The organism is Exilibacterium tricleocarpae (genome assembly GCF_007004655.1).
Taxonomy (GTDB): domain Bacteria; phylum Pseudomonadota; class Gammaproteobacteria; order Pseudomonadales; family Cellvibrionaceae; genus Exilibacterium; species Exilibacterium tricleocarpae.
In genome coordinates, this window is the sequence record NZ_ML660096.1 from 39170 (window position 1) to 59575 (window position 20406).

A 20406-nucleotide genomic window follows, 5' to 3' on the forward strand; every position below is an offset into this window, starting at 1 on the left:
CGAGTTTTCGCCGGCGGAAAACACCTGCAACAGTCCCCGGGCGGCCCTCAACCGCGGAACCCGCTGGCCACCACGTAAACTTCACGGGAGCGGGGCCGGGAGGCGCCGGGTTTGCGGGTGACTACCCGGGTGAAACTGCCGCGCAGATCGCGAAACAACGCGTCAAAACCCTCGCCCTGGAACACTTTCGCCACCCACTTGCCATCGGACTTCAATACCTGGCGCGCCAGGTCCAGGGCCAGTTCCACCAGGTACATGGACTTGGGCTGATCGATATCCGCCACACCACTCAAGTTGGGGGCCATATCGGAAATTACAAGGTCCGCGCGGCCGCCCTCCATCAGTGACAGTAAGCGCTCCAGTACAGCCGGCTCGGTAAAATCACCCTGCACAAATTCCACCCCCGCCAGGGCGTCCATGGGCAGGATATCAGAGGCCAGTACCCGGCCTTTCTCACCCACCAGTGCGGCCGCCACCTGCGACCAGCCGCCCGGCGCCGCTCCCAGGTCAACCACGGTCATACCGGGCTTGAACAGGGGGTCTTTGGCATGCAGTTCGAGCAGCTTGTAGCTGGCGCGGGAGCGATAACCATCCTTCTGTGACTGTTTGACATAGGGGTCATTGAAATGTTCGCGCAGCCAGCGGTGACTGCTTTTCGATTTGGCCATAATAAATTCGCCACTGCTCTGGCTAAACTGCCGGATAGGAGTAAAATGGCGCTCCTTCTGCAAACCCAGCCAACCGTTACAGTGAGCCTCGCCATGCCCTTAAGCGCCGATCAACGCAAACAGTACCGCGCCCTGGGCCACAACCTCAAGCCCGTGGTCACTATCGCCGGCAAGGGTTTGAGCGACAGCGTGCGCGACGAACTCAACCGCGCCCTCGACGACCACGAGCTGATCAAGGTAAAGCTGGCCATTACTGACCGAGACCTGCGCAAAACCGTCATTCAGGACCTGCTCGCCGCCAGCGGCGCGGAGCTGGTGCAGGAAATCGGTAAGATTGCGCTGATCTTTCGCGCCGCCAGACAGCCGAAAAGGAAGCTGTCGAATATTTCCCATTAGTGCCGGATGTAGCGCGGGAAAGCAGTCCTCGAAGAGGCCCCCTTTGAAATTCGAGACCGAAAACCAGCGCCTTAGATGTGCTTCACGGCGTCAATTTCGTATTCCACCTCGCCGCCGGGCGTTTTCACCACCACGGCATCACCCACCATCTTACCAATCAGGGCGCGGGCAATCGGGGAGTTGACGGATATTTTATTGGACTTCACATCAGCCTCGTCGTCACCGACGATCTGGTAGGTCACGGTTGCGTCCGTCTCGACATTGACGATATCGACGGTGGCCCCAAATATGACCTTCTCGCTGGCGGGGATTCGGGAGATGTCGATAATCTGGGCGTGAGACAGTTTGCCCTCAATATCCTGAATCCGGCCTTCACAAAAACCCTGCTGCTCGCGCGCGGCATGGTACTCGGCATTTTCTTTCAAGTCGCCGTGTTCGCGCGCCTCGGCGATCGCCTGCACGATGCGGGGGCGTTCGACTTTCTTCAGGTGTTCCAGTTCCTCGCGCAGCTTTTCCGCGCCCGCCACTGTCATTGGAAATTTATTCACGTGTTCGCTCTCCCTTGTAGGTCCCGCAGCCGGCCGTGCAGCTCCTGTAAGCGGCGCACCCGCTTGTGCTGCCCGAACCGCACAGCCACACAGATTGCGCGGGCGGCGGCCAGGGTGGTGGTGTAGTAGACACGGTGGCTTTCGGCACTGCGACGAATGGACGCGGAGTCCCGTATGGCCTGTTTACCCTCCGTGGTATTGATAATCAAATCGATCTCGTCGTTTTTGATCATATCGACGATATGGGGCCGGCCTTCCTGCACTTTGTTGACCGCCCGCACCTCCAGGCCGGCGCCGGTGAGTACCGCCGCAGTCCCCTGAGTTGCCACTATTTTAAAGCCCAGGTCGGCCAGTTCTTTGCCTACCGTCACAATCCCGTCCTTGTCGAAGTCACGCACGCTGATAAAAGCGGTGCCGCTGGCGGGAATTTCGTCGTTGGCGCCCAGTTGCGACTTGGCATAGGCCTCGGCAAAGGTATCGCCCACCCCCATAACTTCGCCGGTCGACTTCATCTCGGGGCCCAGGATGGGGTCTACGGCCGGGAATTTGTTAAACGGAAACACCGCCTCTTTGACGCTGTAGTAATCCGGCACGACTTCGGCCGTAAAACCCTGCTCGGCCAGGCTGCGCCCGGCCTGACAGCGAGCCGCCACTTTGGCCAGCGAGGTACCGATACACTTGGAGACGAAAGGCACGGTGCGCGAGGCGCGGGGGTTGACCTCGATGACGTAAATCTCTCCGTCCTGATAGGCCAGCTGGGTATTCATCAAACCGACCACACCCAGTTCCCGCGCCATTTTTTTCACCTGCAGGCGCATCTCGTCCTGCACCGACTCCGGCAGCGAATAGGGCGGCAGGGAACAGGCGGAGTCACCGGAGTGCACGCCGCACTGTTCGATATGCTGCATGATGGCGCCGATCACGACCCTGTCACCGTCAGACACCGCATCGATGTCAACCTCGATGGCATTATTGAGAAAGTGGTCCAGCAGCACCGGGGCGTCGTCAGAGACCTGCACCGCCTCGCGCATATAAGTGCGCAGCTCTTCCTCTTTGTAGACAATTTCCATGGCCCGGCCGCCGAGCACGTAAGAGGGTCGCACCACCAGCGGGTAACCCACTTCATCGGCGCGCAGTACCGCCTCTTCGGTGGAGCGCACCACGGCATTGGCAGGCTGCTTGAGTTCGAGGCGGTTGAGCATCTGCTGAAAACGCTCGCGATCCTCGGCGCGGTCGATCGCCTCGGGGGTAGTACCGATAATCGGTACGCCCTCGGCCTCCAGGGCACGGGCCAGTTTTAGCGGCGTCTGGCCGCCAAACTGCACGATCACCCCTTTGGGTTGCTCCTTGTGAACGATTTCGAGGACGTCTTCCAGGGTCACCGGCTCGAAAAACAGCCGATCGGAGGTGTCGTAGTCGGTGGATACCGTTTCCGGGTTGCAGTTGACCATAATGGTTTCGAAGCCGTCTTCGCGCATGGCCAGCGCGGCGTGCACACAGCAGTAATCGAATTCGATGCCCTGCCCGATACGGTTCGGGCCGCCGCCGAGTACCATAATCTTGTCGCGCCCGGTGGGGTTGGCCTCGCACTCCTCTTCATAGCACGAATACATATAGGCCGTGGCGGTGGCAAACTCCGCCGCACAGGTATCCACCCGTTTGTAAACCGGCCGCACCTCGAGTTTCTGGCGGTGATGGCGCACGGTTTTTTCGCTCACCCCCAGCAGGTCACCGAGCCGGCGATCGGAAAAGCCCTTGCGTTTCAGCCGCCGCATCAACACCGCGTCGATAGACGACAGCGGCATACTCGCCAGGCCCGCTTCGATATCGACCAGCTCTTTTATCTGTACCAGAAACCAGCGATCGATGGCCGAGGCTTCAAAAACGTCATCGACACTCATACCGGCGCGAAAGGCATCGGCCACAAACCAGATGCGCTCGGCGCCCGGGGTCGACAGGTCGCGGCGGATACTGATCATGGCGTCGTCCGCCGCCAGGTTCACCCGCGGCTCGAAGCCCGCCGATCCCACTTCCAAACCGCGCAGGGCTTTCTGGATCGATTCCTGGAAAGTGCGACCGATCGCCATGACCTCGCCAACGGACTTCATCTGGGTGGTCAGACGCGCATCGGCGTCGCCGAATTTCTCAAACGTAAAGCGGGGCACCTTGGTCACGACATAGTCGATGGCGGGCTCGAACGACGCCGGCGTGGCGCCGCCGGTAATCTCATTTTGCAGTTCGTCCAGGGTGTAGCCCACCGCGAGTTTGGCGGCGACCTTGGCGATCGGAAAACCCGTGGCCTTGGAGGCCAGAGCCGAGGAGCGCGACACCCGCGGGTTCATTTCGATCACCACTAACCGCCCGGTGTCGGGTTCCACCGCAAACTGGACATTGGAACCGCCGGTCTCCACGCCGATCTCGCGCAGCACCGCCACCGAGGCGTTGCGCATGATCTGGTACTCCTTGTCGGTGAGGGTCTGGGCCGGCGCCACGGTAATGGAATCGCCGGTGTGCACCCCCATGGGATCGAAGTTCTCGATTGCGCAGACGATGATGCAGTTGTCGTTTTTGTCCCGCACCACTTCCATTTCGTATTCTTTCCAACCGAGCAGAGACTCGTCGATCAGCAGTTCTTTGGTGGGCGACAGATCGAGGCCGCGCAGGCAAATCTCCTCGAACTCCTCCCAGTTGTAGGCGATACCGCCACCGGAACCGCCCATGGTAAACGACGGCCGGATAATCACCGGGAAGCCGAATTTTTTTGGGACTTCCAGCGCCTCGTCCAGCGAGTGAACGATTTCCGCGCGGGCACACTCGAGGCCGATTTTTTTCATCGCCCGGTCAAAGGCGTCGCGATCCTCCGCTTTGTGGATAGCCTCCTGGTTGGCGCCGATCAGTTCGACGCCGTGCTGTGCCAACACCCCGTGCTCGTGCAGCGCCAGCGCACAGTTGAGCGCGGTCTGTCCACCCATGGTGGGCAGAATCGCATCGGGCTGTTCCTTTTCAATAATTTTTTCCACCGTCTGCCATTCGATCGGCTCGATATAGGTGGCATCGGCCATGGCCGGGTCGGTCATAATAGTGGCCGGGTTGGAGTTCACCAGAATGACGCGGTAGCCCTCCTCGCGCAGCGCCTTGCACGCCTGGGCGCCTGAGTAGTCAAATTCGCAGGCCTGGCCAATCACGATGGGACCGGCGCCCAGAATCAGAATGCTTTGAATATCGGTTCGTTTCGGCATGTCGGGTTTACTGCGACCTTTGTTGTAAGTGGCTTTCCATCAATGCGATAAATTGGTGAAACAGGGGCGCCATATCGTGGGGCCCGGGGCTCGCCTCGGGGTGCCCCTGGAAGCTGAAGGCGGGCCTGTCGGTGCGCCTGATACCCTGCAGCGAGCCGTCGAACAGCGACTTGTGGGTGGCCTCCAGGCAGGCCGGCAGACTGTCCTCATCGACGGCAAAACCGTGGTTCTGGCTGGTGATCATGACGGTGCCGGCGGCGATATCCTGCACCGGGTGATTGGCGCCGTGATGACCGAATTTCATTTTCACCGTGCGCGCGCCACTGGCCAGCGCCAGCAACTGGTGCCCGAGGCAGATGCCGAACAGGGGCACGCCGGTTTCGAGCAGTTCGCCGATGGCTGTGATCGCGTAGTCGCAGGGTTCCGGATCACCGGGGCCATTGGATAGAAAGACACCGTCGGGGTTGAGCGCCGTCACGTCTGCGGCCGGGGTCGTTGCCGGTACCACGGTCAGGTCACAGCCGCGCTCGGCCAGCATCCGCAGAATATTGCGTTTGATGCCAAAGTCGTAGGCCACGACCTTAAAGCGCCCGCGACCGGCGGCCCTGTGACCGCGGCCCAACTGCCACACACCCTGCTCCCAGGTATAGGATTCGGCGGTGCTGACCACCTTGGCCAGGTCCATGCCCTGCAGTCCGGCAAAGTCCCTGGCGGCGGCCAGGGCCGCAGCCTCGTCCAGGTCGCCGGCCATGATGCAACCGCTCTGGGCGCCGCGGTCGCGCAGAATACGCGTCAGGCGGCGGGTATCGATATCGGCGATACTGAGAATCCGGCGCTGGCGCAGGTAATCGTCCAGCGCCTGCTCGCTGCGGAAGTTGCTCGCCAACAGCGGCAGGTCGCGGATCACCAGACCGGCGGCCCAGATGGCGTCACACTCCTCGTCCTCGGTATTGACGCCGGTGTTGCCGATATGGGGGTAAGTCAGGGTGACGATCTGGCGGGCATAGGACGGATCGGTGAGGATTTCCTGGTAGCCGGTCATGGCCGTATTGAATACCACCTCGCCGGTGGTGATACCGTCCGCCCCGATGGCGGTACCCTGAAAGACGCTGCCGTCGGCAAGCACCAGGAGGGCAGGTCGATGGGTTGGAAAAACGGTGGCGGATACCCCAGTAGTCAAATCGGACTCCTCGTCGCGTTGCGTGACTTATACAGCCTGGACAGCCTGGCGGCACTGCTGCAGGCAAGCGCTGTGACAGGCGCTGTGATCGAGCCCCGGGCGTCGTTGACAGGCCCGGTAGCAGCCAGATTCAGCAGTCCGAGAGCGACCGCCGCGCGGGTGGGCGCGGTATCCAAACCGGTGTTTAGGAAGTGTCCTGACCGCCGCTTGTCCCCGGACTACCTGCAAGTCACACCCTGGATTACACCCTGGCACGCCAGGGCAACACCTGCAAAGTAACCGCTTATTTGAAGAACGCCCGATAAAGTAGTGACCTGCAAAAAAGCGAGATGAAACATGCCCGCCTCATCTCGCTCTTCATATTATTCACGACTTCTTTATGTAAGACTTCTTTATCTACGACGTCTTTTTACCAGCCATCCTGCATAGCGCTGATTTCCCGGTAGCGCCAAATCCAACAGCTTCAAACGGCATTAGCTAAGCGGTTGCAGCGGTTCTGGCCAAACTCAATCTAACGCGGCATTTTAGTGGAAAAGCCCTCCAGGTGCCAGCCCCGGGGCGGTAAAAATGCGCGCCTCCCGCGCCAGCCGGCGACCGCTCGCTCAGGTCCGCGGCCGGCATGCCGGCTGGTGCCAAACCCGCCGGCCTGCAGCAACCCCAATTGAGGTTTAGCGAACGTTAAGGTTCGAGGACGAACAGCGGCCTGGGATATGATCGAGCGGTTAACACTGGTGCTTTGACCAGAAAATACTTTCACGTCGGTGGCACCCAGGTCTCGATCCGGGCTGATTGCGAGCACCAAAACCGGTTTTGTGTGAAGAAATTTACTGGTCAGAACACTAGCCGCGCAAAGACAAAACGTCCTGCATATCGAAGAGGCCGGCATCGCGAGCGGCGATCCAGCGGGCCGCGCGCACGGCACCGCGGGCGAAGGACATGCGACTGGACGCTTTGTGGGTGATTTCGAGGCGCTCGCCGTCGGCCATAAACATAACGGTGTGATCCCCCACTACATCGCCGCCACGTACGGTGGCAAAGCCGATAGTGTCGCGGTCGCGAGCGCCGGTCTGCCCTTCGCGACCGTAGAGCGCCACCGCGTCGAGATCGCGCCCCACCGCGGCGGCCACCGCCTCGCCCATGGCCAGCGCGGTGCCGGAGGGTGCATCCACTTTGTGGCGATGGTGGGCTTCATAGATTTCAATATCCACATCGTCACCCATGGCACGAGCCGCCAGCTCCAGCAATTTGAGACTGACGTTGACCCCGGTGCTGAAATTGGCCGCCAGGCAGATGGCGGTTTGCGATTGATACGCCAGCAGTTCGGCCTTTTGTGTCGCATCGAAGCCGGTGGTGCCGATCACCATACCCCGCGCCGCCGCCGCGCAGGCAGCCGCATTGGCCAGGGTTGCGGCCGGTGCCGTAAAGTCGATCAGCACGTCAAAGCGATCGATCACCGCGTTGAGGTCCGCCGCAACTTCAACCCCGATGCGACCCAGGCCCGCCAACTCGCCGGCGTCGGCGCCGATCAGGGAACTCTGTGGCCGCTCGAGCGCGGCCGTCAGCTCTACGCCATCGGCCAGGCCCACGGCTTCGATCAGGGTTTTGCCCATGCGCCCGGCAGCACCGGTAACAGCAATTTTTACGGTCATTTATCCCCCAAAGAATGGTGCGCAGGATCACCCTGTCCGGGCTAGATTTTCATATCCCCAAAAAAGTTCTTCATCCCCTCGAACCAACTGCTCTGGCGCGGCGAATTTTTATCGCCCTTCATCGAGGCCTGGAATTCGCGCAGCAACTCTTTTTGTTTGCCGGTCAGGTTGACCGGGGTCTCCAACACCACCCGGCACAACAGATCGCCGGCACTGCCGCCGCGTACCGGCGCCACGCCCTTGCCGCGCAGGCGGAACAATTTGCCGGTCTGGGTCTCAGAGGGCACTTTCAACTTTACCCGGCCGTCGAGGGTGGGTACTTCCAACTCCCCGCCCAGTGCCGCATCGACAATGCTGATCGGCACTTCGCAGTAGAGATTCCTGCCGTCGCGCTGGAATATTTCGTGGTCCCGCACCGAAACCTGCACGTAGAGATCGCCGGCCGGACCCCCGTCGGCGCCCGCCTCGCCCTCGCCGGACAGGCGGATACGATCGCCGGTATCCACCCCGGGCGGCACTTTTACCGACAGGGTTTTGGTTTCCTCAATACGGCCCTGGCCGTGACAATCGCGACAGGGATCACTGACCATGGAGCCCTTGCCGCGGCAGTTGGGACAGGTTTGCTGCACCGAGAAAAAGCCCTGTTGCATCCGCACCTGGCCGACACCGCCACAGGTGGTGCACTGGGTGGGCTGGGTACCGGGCTTGGCGCCGGAGCCCTTACAGGTGCCGCAACTCACCAGCGTCGGCACGCGAATCTTGACCGAGGTGCCGCGCACCGCCTCTTCCAGACTCAGGTCGAGGGTGTAACGCAGGTCGGCGCCGCGACTGGGACCACCGCGCCCGCCGCGACCACCGCCGCCGAAGATATCGCCGAATACATCGCCGAAAATATCGCTGAAACTGCCAAACCCACCGGCGCCCATACCGCCTTGACCGGGGTCGACGCCGGCGTGGCCGTACTGGTCGTAAGCGGCGCGCTTCTGGCTGTCGGAAAGAACCTCATATGCCTCGCTGGCTTCTTTGAATTTTTCTTCCGAAGCTTTGTCGTCGGGATTGCGGTCCGGGTGGTGCTTCATCGCCACCCGGCGATAGGCCTTTTTCAGGTCTTTTTCCGAGACGTCTTGGCTAACGCCCAGCACTTCATAATAATCACGTTTTGACATGGGGTTTGACTTCTAGAAAACAAAGATTCTTTACAGACGACAAACGCGGGACTCAGCCCGCGCCTCCAAATCACTGCGTTTACCGGTCGAGGTCAGCCGCTTTATGGCCGCCCCTTGACCGGTAACTAACCGGCAATTCAACGCCGGTTATTTATCTTCTTTTACTTCTTCAAACTCGGCATCCACCACACCTTCATCAGCGGGACCGGCCTGGGTCTGTTCGCCCCCGGCATCCTGAGCGCCGGCGGCACCTTGCTGGGCCTGCTGGGCCTGTTCGGCATAGAGCTTCTGGGCCAGGGCGCTGGAGGCCTCGGTCAGTTTGGTGGTCGCCGCTTCTATCTTGCCCTGGTCGTCGCCGCCAACCACCTCTTCGGCTTCCTTGATGGCCGTCTCGATAGCCGTCTTCTCCTCATCGGAGGCCTTGTCGCCGGCCTCCTCGAGGGTCTTGCGAGTGGCGTGAATCAGGCCTTCAAGGGTGTTGCGGGCACCGACCAGCGCTTCGAACTTGCGGTCCGCTTCGGCATTGGCCTCGGCGTCCTGCACCATCTTTTCGATCTCTTCATCGTTGAGACCGGAGGACGCCTTGATGACGATGGATTGCTCCTTGCCGGTGGCCTTGTCTTTAGCGCCCACATTCAAAATACCGTTGGCATCGATATCGAAGGTGACCTCGATCTGCGGCAAGCCCCGCTGGGCCGGCGGAATATCGGCCAGGTCAAAACGCCCGAGGGACTTGTTCTGACCCGCCTGCTTGCGCTCGCCCTGCACCACGTGAATGGTGACCGCCGTTTGATTGTCCTCGGCGGTGGAGAAAATCTGGGACTTCTTGGTCGGGATCGTGGTGTTCTTCTCGATCAGCGGTGTGGCCACGCCACCCATAGTCTCGATACCGAGGGTCAGCGGGGTCACATCCAGCAACAGCACGTCCTTGACGTCGCCGGCCAGTACGGCGGCCTGGATGGCGGCACCCATGGCCACGGCTTCGTCCGGGTTGACGTCTTTGCGCGGCTCTTTGCCGAAGAACTCCGCCACTTTTTCCTGCACCATCGGCATCCGGGTCTGGCCGCCGACCAGAATGACATCGTCGATATCACCCACTGACAGGCTCGCATCGGTAATGGCCGTCTTGACCGGGCCCAGCGAGTTGACCACCAGGTCCTCCACCAGCGACTCCAGCTTGGCGCGGGTCATTTTCACTACCAGGTGCTTGGGGCCGGTCTGGTCGGCGGTGATATAGGGCAGATTTACCTCGGTCTGCTGGCTCGAAGACAGCTCGATCTTGGCCTTTTCCGCCGCCTCTTTGAGGCGCTGCAAGGCCAGCGGATCATTGTGCAGGTCGATACCGTTTTCCTTCTTGAATTCGTCGGCCAGGTACTCGATCAGTCGCAGGTCGAAGTCCTCACCACCGAGAAAGGTATCGCCGTTGGTGGACAGCACCTCGAACTGGTGCTCGCCGTCTACATCGGCAATTTCGATGATTGAGATATCGAAAGTACCACCACCGAGGTCGTAGACCGCAATGGTGTGATCGCCTTTGGCCTTGTCCATACCATAGGCGAGGGCTGCGGCGGTCGGCTCGTTGATGATGCGTTTGACATCGAGACCGGCGATCTTGCCGGCGTCTTTGGTCGCCTGACGCTGGGAATCGTTAAAATAGGCCGGCACGGTGATCACCGCCTCGGTGATGGTTTCACCCAGATAATCCTCAGCGGTCTTTTTCATCTTTTTAAGCACTTCGGCAGAAATCTGCGGCGGCGCTTTTTTCTCGCCCTTGGCTTCCACCCAGGCATCGCCGTTATCGGCGGCGACTATCTTGTAGGGCACCATCGATATGTCTTTCTGCACCACGTCGTCCTGAAACTTGCGGCCGATCAGACGTTTGACGGCAAACAGCGTATTGTGGGGGTTGGTCACGGCCTGGCGCTTGGCGCTCTGGCCGACCAGAACTTCGCCGTCATCGGTAAATGCGACAATAGACGGGGTGGTGCGATCACCTTCCGCATTTTCCACCACTTTGGGCTTGCCGCCCTCCAATACCGAGACACAGGAGTTGGTGGTCCCCAGGTCGATACCGATAATTTTACCCATCTTGGTTATCTCCGATAAACGTAATCTTAGTACAGTTCAATAGCTCAGCCCGGTCCTGTTGTCAGGTCTGGGGGCAGTCTGTCACAGCCCGCCTGCCGCGGGCCGCCGGCGGTCTCGACCGCTATCGGCGCCGAACATTGTGCTTGCAGAGTCTCGCGGCGCCGGTAAATACACATTTGCGTTGTACCGCTGTCGTTCTACCAGCTATATTGGCGCTATCAACGCGATTTCAACCCCGCCGCCGCAATCTCACCGGCAAAAATATGGTCTTTATGCCGGCGCCTTGGACACCACTACCATGGCGGGCCTGACCAGTCGCTGGTTGAGGGTGTAACCCTTCTGGAACACGTCGATAATGGTGTTGGGCTCCACGTCCGGGTTCTCTACCATCGTCATCGCCTGGTGTAACTGCGGGTCGAAGGGTTCGCCCTCGGGATCGACCACTTCTACACTGTGGCGCTTGAGTGCATCCACCAGGGATTTCAGCGTGAGTTCCACCCCTTCGCCGACGGCTTTGAAGTCGTCGTTGGTGGCATCGATGGCGGCGATGGCCCGCTCCAGGTTATCCACCACCGGCAGCAGATCGCCGACAAACTTCTCGAGGGCGTACTTGTGCGCCCGTTCGACGTCCTGTTCGGCGCGACGGCGAGCGTTTTGCGCCTCGGCCTGGGCCCGCAGCACCTGCTCGCCGGCCGCGGTGGCCTGGTCCTGCAACGACTCGATCTGTGCCAGGGCCTGCGCCAGGTCTATCTCAGTGTCGGCGCTGTCCGCAGCCGCATCAGTTGCCGCTTCGACGTCAGTGTCGGCTACCGGTTGCTCCTCTACCACCACCTGGCCGGTGTCTTCCGGCTGCTGGTTCTGTTCGTTCCCCACACCTGTCTCCCGTCTCAATCTGGTTACCTGTTCTGGTTTACGCACAGCGCCGGCAGCGGCGCTGTGGCGTTAATATGGGGGCGGTCCGGGGACATTCAAGGGCTGGCTGAACCCGTAAAAATACTGTATAAACAACCATAGGTTTTGGCTGACAAGCTGACAAGCTGACAAGCTGACAAGCTGACAAGCTGACAAGCTGACAAGCCTATGATCACTGCGAGCGGCCGCAGGCTGTCAACGGCCAGCCGCTAACTTCTCGCGAAAGGAGCCCCGGGCCGTGCTAACCCACCTGAGCGTCAACAACTTCACCCTCGTCGACACCCTCGATAGGGAAATTGCCGCCGGCATGACCGTACTGACCGGTGAAACCGGTGCCGGCAAGTCGATTATGCTGGACGCCCTGGGGCTGGCCCTGGGTGATCGCGCCGCCCCAGATCAGGTGCGGACCGGCGCGGAACGAGCCGATATTCATGCCAATTTCGACGTCAGCCGAGTGCGCCGGGCGCAGCAGTGGTTGGCGCAACACGATCTGGACAACGGCGACGACTGTCTGCTGCGCCGGGTCATCACCGCCGAAGGCCGCTCGCGCGCCTATATCAACGGACAACCCGCCACCGCCCAACAGTTGCGCGTTCTGGGCGAAATGCTGATCGATATCCACAGCCAGCACGAACACCAGTCGCTGCTGAAAAAAGACACCCATCGGCGCCTGCTGGATGAGTTTGGCAACCACACCGACCTGGCCCGGGAAGTCCGCCAGGCACACCGGGAGTGGCAGGACACCTGGCAACGCTATACCGGCCTGCGCGATAACGCCGAAGAAGTGAGCGCACGCTATCAACTGCTGCGATACCAGGTCGAGGAGTTGACGCTGCTGGAGCTGGAAGACGGCGACCTGGAGGCATTGGAAACCGAACAGAAAACTCTGGCCAACGCTGAGGTTATCTTACAGACCAGCCAACAGGTGGCACACCTGTGCAGCCACGAGGACCAGTGCCTGCAGGACGGCCTCAACCGCGCCCTGCACCAGTTGCAGCAATTGCCGGAACGCACTGCGGCGCTGGCCAATGCCGAGCAGTTGATCGGCAGCGCCCTGATCCAGGTCGAGGAGGCACACCGGGAGATCGAACATCATATCGGCAGCTTTAACGCCGATCCGGCACGGCTGGCGGAAGTGGAGACACGACTTAGCGCCGTCTACGATATTGCCCGCAAGCACCGGGTGCGCCCGGAGCAGTTGGGCGAGCTGCTGCGGCAACTGCAGGGCGAGTTACAGACGCTCTCGGGCGAGGATGCCGAGCTGGATGCGCTGGAGGCAAAAAGCCGGGCCTGCGAACAGACCTACCGCCACCAGGCCGAAAAGCTCTCGTCGCTGCGACAGAAAACCGCCCGGCGCCTGGGCCGGACCATCAACGCCCAGCTCAAGGATTTGGCCATGGCCACCGCCAGCCTGGAGATCGATCTGCAACCGCTGGCCGACAAGGCCGGGCCGCACGGGCTGGAGGCGATTGAGTTCCTGATCAGCACCAACCCGGGCCAGCCGCCGCGGCCGCTGGCCAAGGTGGCTTCAGGCGGTGAGCTGTCGCGCATCAGCCTGGCAATTCAGGTGGTGACCGCCAAGACCTCCACCACCCCCACGCTGGTATTCGACGAGGTGGATGTGGGGATAGGCGGCGCCACCGCTGATGTGGTGGGACGTCTGTTGCGCACCCTGGGGGAACAGGGGCAGGTAATCTGTGTCACCCATTTGGCCCAGGTGGCAAGCAAAGCCCACCAGCACCTGTTGGTCAGTAAACAGTCCACACGCAAAAAAGCCCAATCGACGCTGGTGCAACTGTCCGGCGAAGACAAGGTTGCGGAAATTGCCCGGATGCTGGGAGGCGCGGCGATTACGGAGCAGTCCCGCGCCCATGCGCGCGAGATGATGTCGGCGGATTAGCTCTCGGCCACCGCATCCTTATTCTTATCCCGCAGTTGCTCGTACTGATCCGGGTCGATAAACATCAGGTTGATGGCGATGGCGTTATGCCCCTCCGGCTGTACGACCATTACCAGCACATTGTAGTTGTCGTCTATCTTAATAACCCCGGGCACATGAATCAGCGCCGCGCCGTGTGGGTCAGTAAGTAGGTTTAGGTCTTTTTTCGCCCGCAGGTGTTCGGTCAGGCGCAGCAGCAGCGCCTGCACCGCGGCCTGAAAACTGGGAAAGTTCACCGGCCCGCGAAACTCCCTGCGATCCAGCTTCAGGCTGACGGCGACATCGATTTGTCCAACGACCTCTTCGGTGTCCTTTTTTTTGCGCTGCAAATTCAGGGTACCGAGTTTAATCGACTTACCGTTTTTAAGGTTTTTGAACGCCAGCTTGGCTTTGTCTTTCGGCTGCTTGAGAAACATCTGGTTTAACACGCCACAACCGAGGTCGGCCACTTGCACCAGATTGATATTGTATTTGGGCTCCGCCCCGGCCGCCGGTTCTTGCGGCGCAGTCCCCGCCTGGTTATCGCTCATAGGAAGTTATATCTCTTATAGGTCTACTTTTTATCCGGCAATCTACTTTTTTGGTCGCACGTACAATACGAGACTGTGACCGGTGATCTCAAAACCATGCTCCTCGGCAATGGTGTCCTGCAGCCTCTCTATTTCTTCGTTGTGGAACTCGATCACTTTGCCGGTTTCCACACAAACCATGTGGTCGTGATGATCACCCCGTTCAATTTCAAATACCGAGTGACCGCCGTCGAAATTGTGACGCACCACCAGGCCGGCGGTTTCAAACTGCGTCAGCACCCGGTAGACGGTAGCCAGCCCGACGTCTTCACCGGCTTCCATAAGCGCCTTGTAAACGTCTTCGGCGCTGAGGTGATGCTGCTCGGAGTTCTCCAGAATCTGCAAGATTTTTACCCTGGGCAAGGTGACCTTCAACCCGGCTTTACGCAACTCCTGATTCTCTATGGCCATTGTTCCTCCGAGGTTCGCTATGGGAAGCTGTTTTGTTGAGCGTTCGATTCCAAACGCCTGGCTGACTGGCGGGCCCTGGCCGTATTCGGGATTCAGGTGCCCGTGTGCTATTCTAACGGGTCTTCTCAGCGCGGTTTAAAGTCGGGTATTATCCCCGTTCAAATAACGTAGTGGAACCCCTGTTATGCAAAAAGCCTTTCGCCTGCTGGCTGGTCTGTTTCTGGTTACCCCGGTTTTACTGGGCACCGCGGGCTGCTCCTACTTCCAGTTTCCGGGGGTTTACAAGATTGATGTCCAACAGGGCAACATCATCACCCAGGAGATGATCGACCAGTTGAAACCCGGCATGACCAAGCGCCAGGTACGCTTTATCATGGGCACCCCGCTGGTGGCCGACACCTTCCACCGGGATCGCTGGGATTACTATTTCAGCTTCCAGGACCCCGACGGCAATGTCACCCGGGAAATGGTGACCATGCATTTCAAGGACGACAAGCTCACGCATTTTAGCGGCGACTATCGTCCCAGCCCCGCCACCCGCGACCAGACCGCCGGCAATCGACAAGCGCCCTAGGTTTCATCGCGCTGCCTGGCCTTGGCTTTCTCGGCGCGGCGGCGTCGCACTTCTTTCGGATCGGCGCTGAGCGGGCGGTAGATTTCCACCCGGTCGCCCTCCTGCAACGCGTGCTCGCGGGCCGGTTTCAGGCCCTTGGTTCCCAGCGCCTGACCGAAGATGCCCATCTTGGCCGACTCCAGGTCGAGATCGGGAAACTCCTTGACGATACCGGAGCGCTGCGCCGCCTGATAGGCCGTAGTACCCGGCTCCACCAGCAGGGCAATGATCTTCTGTTTGTCCGGCAGGGCGTAGGCCACCTCAACCGCTATCATCTCGATATCAGACATCGCTTTCTCCCAATGGTTTTCCTGTCACTCATCACGCCTGCCAATCAGTCCCGATACACGACGTCGGCACGACGGCACAGGGCGTCCACCATTTGGTTGGCTACCTGCTCGAACCAGCGATTGGCAGCCAGCGCCACCAGCTTGTTGCGAAATTCAAACTCTAAATCCAGGCTGACCTTGCAGGCATTGTCACGCAGCGGTGTAAAAGTCCAGTCGCCCTGAAAACGCTTGAAAGGCCCCTCTACCAGTTGCATGGAAACCCGCTGCGGCGCCTGCAACTGATTGCGGGTAACAAAGCTCTGCTGCAGCCCGCCCCGACTCAGGTCTAAGCGCGCCTCGACAAAACCCTCCCCGTGTTGCAACACCTCGGCGCCCACGCAGCCGTCCATAAACTGCGGATAGCTTGGGATATCGTTGACCAAATCGAACATGCGCCGGGCGGAATGGCTGACAAGGGCACTGCGGCTGATACGGGTCACAAGCGGGTCGTTACCTTTTTGTACTGAAAACAGTTCTACTGAAATAGTTGTACTGGAAATCGCTATAGCAGAAAGAGTGTAGCGGAAATACCGGGCCGCCCCGGCGCCGCGAGGCGCAGATTGTAGAGACTTTGGACCCAGAAACCAACTTGAACGACAGCAACACCGGTAAACCCTCGATAGAAACCCTGGCAGTCAAACGGGTATAGCGGCAACAGAATCGAGAGCCTGCCACCCGCGCACCCCGGCATTTCGGCCATTTATCTGGCCGTGGGGACCATCGGGTACGGCGGACAGCCAACCCAGGGGTTAACAGACAGGCTTTGGGAAACTTGGTAGTATCACGACAAAAATCGGCAAGGACATCGATCCCTATTCACTATACCCTTGATTTGCCTGATATTTTGGGTTCGGTGGCAAGGATACAGAGACCCTGACTGCAAGGCGGATTGCCCCTGAACAAAGGCCGCAGCCGGCGTTCTTGCGGGACTTATTCGTCACAGACTGCAACCTTGCGGGTTTTTGCCCGGTACCAATGCGATTAGTTAGGGAGCCGAGGGCGGGGGGCGCAAACGGCGATGAAAGCAACAACAACTGAGAAAAGCATGGAAAATAACAGAGAACAATTTGGTTCACGGCTTGGATTTATTCTCGCCGCGGCGGGCTCCGCGGTCGGTATCGGCAACCTGGTCGGGTTTCCGGTAAACGCCGCCAAGAACGGCGGCGCGGCCTTCCTGATCCTCTATGCGGTCTTCGTCTTTATGGTATGCCTGCCGGTAATGATGGCGGAAATTGCCGCCGGCCGGCAGAGCCGCAAAAATCCCCTCGGCGCCTACCGGCACTTTGTGCCGCAGCAAAAGCTCTGGCATATCGGCGGCTGGCTGGCGCTGATTACGCCCTATATGATCGCCGTATTCTACGCCGTGATCACCATCTGGATACTCGGCTATCTGGGGGGGATAGTCAGCGGCGATCTGGATAAACTCGCAGACAGCGATCACTTCGGCGAATTTATCAACGGCAACAATGTGTTTCTGTACCTGGCGGCGGTTACCGGCCTGGTGGGCCTGATTCTGGTCAGCGGCGTGCGGGAGGGGATCGAGCGCGGTGCCAAAGTGATGATGCCGGCGTTGTTTCTGATGCTGCTGGGCCTGGTGGTCTTTATCCTGTTTCAGGACAACGCCCTGGCGGGGGTCAGGTATTACCTGGTACCGGACATCAGTAAAATCACCCCCGAAGTGGTCAACAGCGCCATGGGACAGGCGTTTTTCTCGCTGTCGCTGGGGATGGGTATCCTGATCACCTACGGCTCCTATATGGACAAAGCCAATGCCATTCCCAGCTCTGCCAGAATGGTGGCCATCACCGACACCAGCGTGGCCTTTGCCGCCGGCCTGCTGATTCTGCCGGCCATTTTCTCGTTCAATCCGGATGTCGACACCGAAGAGCTGTCGAGCTCCTCGATCTCGTTGATCTTTACGTTCCTGCCGAAGATCTTTCTCGCCATGCAGGTGACTGTAGGTTACTTTGGCGCCAGCTTAGTGGCCGGGATATTCTTTTTGCTGGTATTTTTCGCCGCCCTCACCTCACTGGTGTCGATTATCGAAGTGCCGGTGTCCGGCACCATGGACGAACTGGGCTACTCGCGCAAGAAGTCGCTGCTGGTGCTCGGCGTTACCATGCTGTTGTTTGCCCTGGCCTGCGCGCTGTCGTTCGGGCGGGTGGACTTTCTCACCAGTTTTATCAGCTACGGCGGCAGCACCAAGTCGTTTTTCGAACTGGTGATCGATATTTTCTACGAAACCATTTTGCCGTTGAACGGTTTTATTATCTGTATGCTGGTGGCCTTCCGCTGGCAGCGTATCAAGTTCGATCGCGAGCTGGAGGCCGGCGACAGCAGCTTTAAAGGCACCTGGTTCGAGCGCTATGTGAACTTCTCGCTGCGCACCTTCGTGCCTTTGCTGCTGTTGCTGGTCTTTATCAACACGGTGATGGCCAAGTACTTCGGCACCAGTTTGCTGGCTTTATTTGCTTAGAGTTCTATAATCCGCCGCCATGGCCAAGAAATCGAAAAAGTCCGCGCCAGACAATACCATTGCGCAAAACAAGAAGGCCCGCTTCGACTACCAGTTACTGGAGAAGCTTGAGGCCGGTGTCTCCCTGCAGGGCTGGGAGGTGAAGAGCCTGCGCGCCGGCAAAGGGCAGTTGACCGACAGCTATGTGCTGTTCAAAGACGACGAAGCCTGGCTGCTCGGCGCACAGATTCAGCCGCTGTCGTCGGCCTCTACGCATTTTGTTACCGATCCGACGCGCACGCGCAAGCTGTTGTTGAAGCGCAAGGAAATCGCCAAACTGCGCCAGGCCACCGAACAAAAAGGCTACACCGTGGTGGCCACGGCGCTCTATTGGAAGCAACACCTGGTGAAATGCCAGATCGCGCTCGGCAAAGGCAAGCAACTGCACGACAAACGGCAGACAGAAAAGGAACGGGACTGGAACCGGGAGAAGCAGCGGGTGATGTCCCATACGCACCGCTGAAGTGTGCCGTCAAAAACCTTATGAAATGTGCCAATAACAAAACGACCTAGTGCTTCGACAAATAAAGATTTTCACCAAAAACAGGTGTTGGTGTCCTTAGCTGACCCGGGCACAGCCCTTCGGGACACACGTGGATCCCCGCAAGCGGGCCCGGCCCGAAATCATAGATTTCGGGCGTTGCGCGGGGCGAAGCAGTGCTTCGCTGATTCCCGCTCCACCCCTGTAGGCTCTACGCCGGCATCCCTGCTGGCGAAGGTCCCGAAGGGCTATGCCCGGATCGAGACCGCCGTGCAACTGACGTGAAAATATTTTCTGATCAAAGCAGTAGAACTGACATAAAGACGACAACAAGGCGATGGGTATGAGTGCACCGAGGGGACAGTTTTCATCAAAGTTGGGCTTTATTCTCGCCGCTGCGGGCTCTGCCGTGGGGCTTGGGAATATCTGGGGCTTTCCGACCCAGACCGCCAGCAACGGCGGCGCTGCCTTCGTCGTAGTTTACTTTGTACTCGCTTTTTTACTCGCCTACCCCGCGCTGATGGCGGAGTTAATTATCGGCCGTCACGCCCGCGCCAACGTGGTGACGGCACTGGGCAGCATCAGTCGCAACCGGCTCACCCACTGGATAGGCACGGGTGTGGGCTACTACGGCGTCATCATCGCCAGCTTGATTTTGAGCTTCTATACCGTCGTTGCCGGCTGGATGCTGGCGCACTGGTTCGACCCCATCGCCGACGTCCTCGGCATGAGCGCCGCCAGTGAATGGCTGACCACCAACTCCGTCAGTCGCAACCTGCTTGCCGGCGGCCTGTTCGCCCTGGTCAATATGTGGATTATCGCCCGCGGCATCGAGAACGGCATTGAGCGCTGGTCCACCCGCCTGATGCCCATGCTGCTGGCCATTCTGGTGTTGTTGATTATCTATGTGCTCACGCGCCCGGGCGCCATGGAGGGGTTGACCGTTTATCTGGTGCCGGACTGGAGCCGCGTCACCGAACCGGGACTGATTATCGATGCCCTCGGTCAGGCATTTTTCTCCCTGTCGCTCGGGGTGGGCACCATGCTGGTTTACGGCTCCTACCTGAGCAAACAGGAGAACCTGCCGGGCATCGGCGTGATTGTCACCCTGGTTGACACCAGCATTGCCTTTATCGCCGGCCTGCTGATCATCCCGTCGATTTACGTCGCCAAGCACTACGGCACCAAGATATTTACCGAGACCGGTGAACTGATTGCCGGGCCGGACCTGATCTTCCAGGTGCTGCCGACGCTGTTTGAGTCCATGGGCGCTATCGGCCTGCTGGTGGCTTTCGCCTTTTTCGCCTTGATGACCATTGCCGCGGTGACCTCCTCCATCTCCATGCTGGAGGTGCCGGTGTCGACGGCGGTGGAGCAGACCGGCATGAGCCGCCCCCGCGCCACCTACCTGATCGGCAGTATCATCTTTGCCATCAGCAGCCTGCTGATCTTCAATTTTCCGGCTCTGTTCGTGTTTGTGATCGACCTGACCACCAAGTACAGCGAGCCGCTGCTGGGGGTGGCATTTTGCCTGTTTGCCGGCTGGGTGCTGCACCGCGACAAGCTGCTGGCGGAGTTGCGCGAGGGCAGTCCGCAGGTGGAAAAGGGGCTGTTCTGGAAGATATGGCCGGCCTATGTAAGGGTGTTTTGCCCCATTTTGATTCTGATCACATTCTTTCACAGTGTCAGTGGCTAAACGCAAC

19 protein-coding genes are annotated in these 20406 nt (G+C 59.6%); 7 read left to right on the forward strand and 12 right to left on the reverse strand.

The window, feature by feature from the left end; genetic code table 11:
- Window positions 1–47: 47 nt before the first annotated feature.
- Window positions 48–668 (reverse strand): 23S rRNA (uridine(2552)-2'-O)-methyltransferase RlmE, encoded by a 621-nt coding sequence (gene rlmE, locus FKG94_RS15980; protein WP_142905334.1) that lies wholly within the window; start codon window positions 666–668, stop codon window positions 48–50.
- A 93-nt stretch (window positions 669–761) separates the two neighbouring features.
- Here rlmE and FKG94_RS15985 point away from each other — a divergent pair, with 93 nt between their 5' ends.
- Window positions 762–1064 carry a YhbY family RNA-binding protein gene (locus tag FKG94_RS15985; protein ID WP_142905504.1) on the forward strand — a complete coding sequence of 101 codons (303 nt, stop codon included), beginning with the start codon at window positions 762–764 and terminating at the stop codon, window positions 1062–1064.
- A gap of 71 nt (window positions 1065–1135) precedes the next feature.
- Here the strand turns inward: FKG94_RS15985 and greA are convergent, their stop codons facing one another.
- The 3 genes from greA to carA are packed head-to-tail and all read right to left on the reverse strand — an operon-like array spanning window position 1136 to window position 6031.
- Window positions 1136–1612, reverse strand: a complete 477-nt coding sequence (gene greA / locus FKG94_RS15990; protein WP_142905335.1) for a transcription elongation factor GreA — start codon at window positions 1610–1612, stop codon at window positions 1136–1138.
- Complete coding sequence (carB, locus tag FKG94_RS15995; protein ID WP_142905336.1) at window positions 1609–4851, reverse strand: carbamoyl-phosphate synthase large subunit; 3243 nt, start codon at window positions 4849–4851, stop codon at window positions 1609–1611. Before carB ends, greA begins: the two co-directional genes overlap by 4 nt.
- A gap of 7 nt (window positions 4852–4858) precedes the next feature.
- Window positions 4859–6031, reverse strand: a complete 1173-nt coding sequence (gene carA, locus FKG94_RS16000) for a glutamine-hydrolyzing carbamoyl-phosphate synthase small subunit (RefSeq protein WP_142905337.1) — start codon at window positions 6029–6031, stop codon at window positions 4859–4861.
- 18 nt (window positions 6032–6049) lie between these two features.
- Here carA and FKG94_RS16005 point away from each other — a divergent pair, with 18 nt between their 5' ends.
- A complete protein-coding gene (locus FKG94_RS16005; protein ID WP_142905338.1) occupies window positions 6050–6310 on the forward strand; it encodes a hypothetical protein in 261 nt (86 codons plus the stop codon).
- A 560-nt stretch (window positions 6311–6870) separates the two neighbouring features.
- On the opposite strand, the gene dapB is transcribed toward FKG94_RS16005, so the two are convergent.
- From dapB to grpE, 4 genes are all read right to left on the reverse strand, one after another.
- A complete protein-coding gene (gene dapB, locus FKG94_RS16010) occupies window positions 6871–7680 on the reverse strand; it encodes a 4-hydroxy-tetrahydrodipicolinate reductase (protein ID WP_142905339.1) in 810 nt (269 codons plus the stop codon).
- 41 nt (window positions 7681–7721) lie between these two features.
- A complete protein-coding gene (gene dnaJ, locus FKG94_RS16015) occupies window positions 7722–8846 on the reverse strand; it encodes a molecular chaperone DnaJ (RefSeq protein WP_142905340.1) in 1125 nt (374 codons plus the stop codon).
- Between the two features lie 147 nt (window positions 8847–8993).
- Complete coding sequence (gene dnaK, locus FKG94_RS16020) at window positions 8994–10934, reverse strand: molecular chaperone DnaK (RefSeq protein WP_142905341.1); 1941 nt, start codon at window positions 10932–10934, stop codon at window positions 8994–8996.
- A gap of 270 nt (window positions 10935–11204) precedes the next feature.
- Window positions 11205–11807: a nucleotide exchange factor GrpE gene (gene grpE / locus FKG94_RS16025; RefSeq protein WP_142905342.1), complete on the reverse strand. Its 603-nt coding sequence runs from the start codon at window positions 11805–11807 to the stop codon at window positions 11205–11207.
- Window positions 11808–12084: 277 nt separating this feature from the next.
- Between grpE and recN the strand changes: the two genes are divergently transcribed.
- The gene (gene recN, locus FKG94_RS16030) at window positions 12085–13746 is read left to right on the forward strand and encodes a DNA repair protein RecN (RefSeq protein ID WP_142905343.1); all 1662 of its coding nucleotides are present in this window, start codon (window positions 12085–12087) and stop codon (window positions 13744–13746) included.
- Here recN and FKG94_RS16035 read toward each other — a convergent pair.
- Together FKG94_RS16035 and fur are read right to left on the reverse strand one after the other, a co-directional pair.
- On the reverse strand, window positions 13743–14315 hold the full coding sequence (locus FKG94_RS16035; protein WP_142905344.1) for a hypothetical protein: 573 nt from the start codon (window positions 14313–14315) through the stop codon (window positions 13743–13745). The two genes, recN and FKG94_RS16035, sit on opposite strands and share 4 nt — an antisense overlap.
- 42 nt (window positions 14316–14357) lie before the next feature.
- The gene (fur, locus tag FKG94_RS16040) at window positions 14358–14765 is read right to left on the reverse strand and encodes a ferric iron uptake transcriptional regulator (protein WP_142905345.1); all 408 of its coding nucleotides are present in this window, start codon (window positions 14763–14765) and stop codon (window positions 14358–14360) included.
- Window positions 14766–14949: 184 nt separating this feature from the next.
- Between fur and FKG94_RS16045 the strand changes: the two genes are divergently transcribed.
- The gene (locus tag FKG94_RS16045) at window positions 14950–15339 is read left to right on the forward strand and encodes an outer membrane protein assembly factor BamE (RefSeq protein ID WP_142905346.1); all 390 of its coding nucleotides are present in this window, start codon (window positions 14950–14952) and stop codon (window positions 15337–15339) included.
- On the opposite strand, the gene FKG94_RS16050 is transcribed toward FKG94_RS16045, so the two are convergent.
- The gene (locus tag FKG94_RS16050; RefSeq protein WP_142905347.1) at window positions 15336–15668 is read right to left on the reverse strand and encodes an RnfH family protein; all 333 of its coding nucleotides are present in this window, start codon (window positions 15666–15668) and stop codon (window positions 15336–15338) included. The genes FKG94_RS16045 and FKG94_RS16050 overlap by 4 nt on opposite strands.
- Window positions 15669–15712: 44 nt before the next feature.
- Window positions 15713–16147 (reverse strand): type II toxin-antitoxin system RatA family toxin, encoded by a 435-nt coding sequence (locus FKG94_RS16055; protein ID WP_246125203.1) that lies wholly within the window; start codon window positions 16145–16147, stop codon window positions 15713–15715.
- A gap of 605 nt (window positions 16148–16752) precedes the next feature.
- Here FKG94_RS16055 and FKG94_RS16060 point away from each other — a divergent pair.
- From FKG94_RS16060 to FKG94_RS16070, 3 genes are all read left to right on the forward strand, one after another.
- Entirely contained in the window at window positions 16753–18183 is a 1431-nt protein-coding gene (locus tag FKG94_RS16060; protein WP_142905348.1) for a sodium-dependent transporter, read from the forward strand.
- Window positions 18184–18202: 19 nt separating this feature from the next.
- Window positions 18203–18685, forward strand: coding sequence for an SsrA-binding protein SmpB (smpB, locus tag FKG94_RS16065; protein ID WP_142905349.1), 483 nt, complete (start codon window positions 18203–18205; stop codon window positions 18683–18685).
- Window positions 18686–19046: 361 nt separating this feature from the next.
- Window positions 19047–20399 carry a sodium-dependent transporter gene (locus tag FKG94_RS16070; protein WP_142905350.1) on the forward strand — a complete coding sequence of 451 codons (1353 nt, stop codon included), beginning with the start codon at window positions 19047–19049 and terminating at the stop codon, window positions 20397–20399.
- Window positions 20400–20406 lie beyond the last annotated feature (7 nt).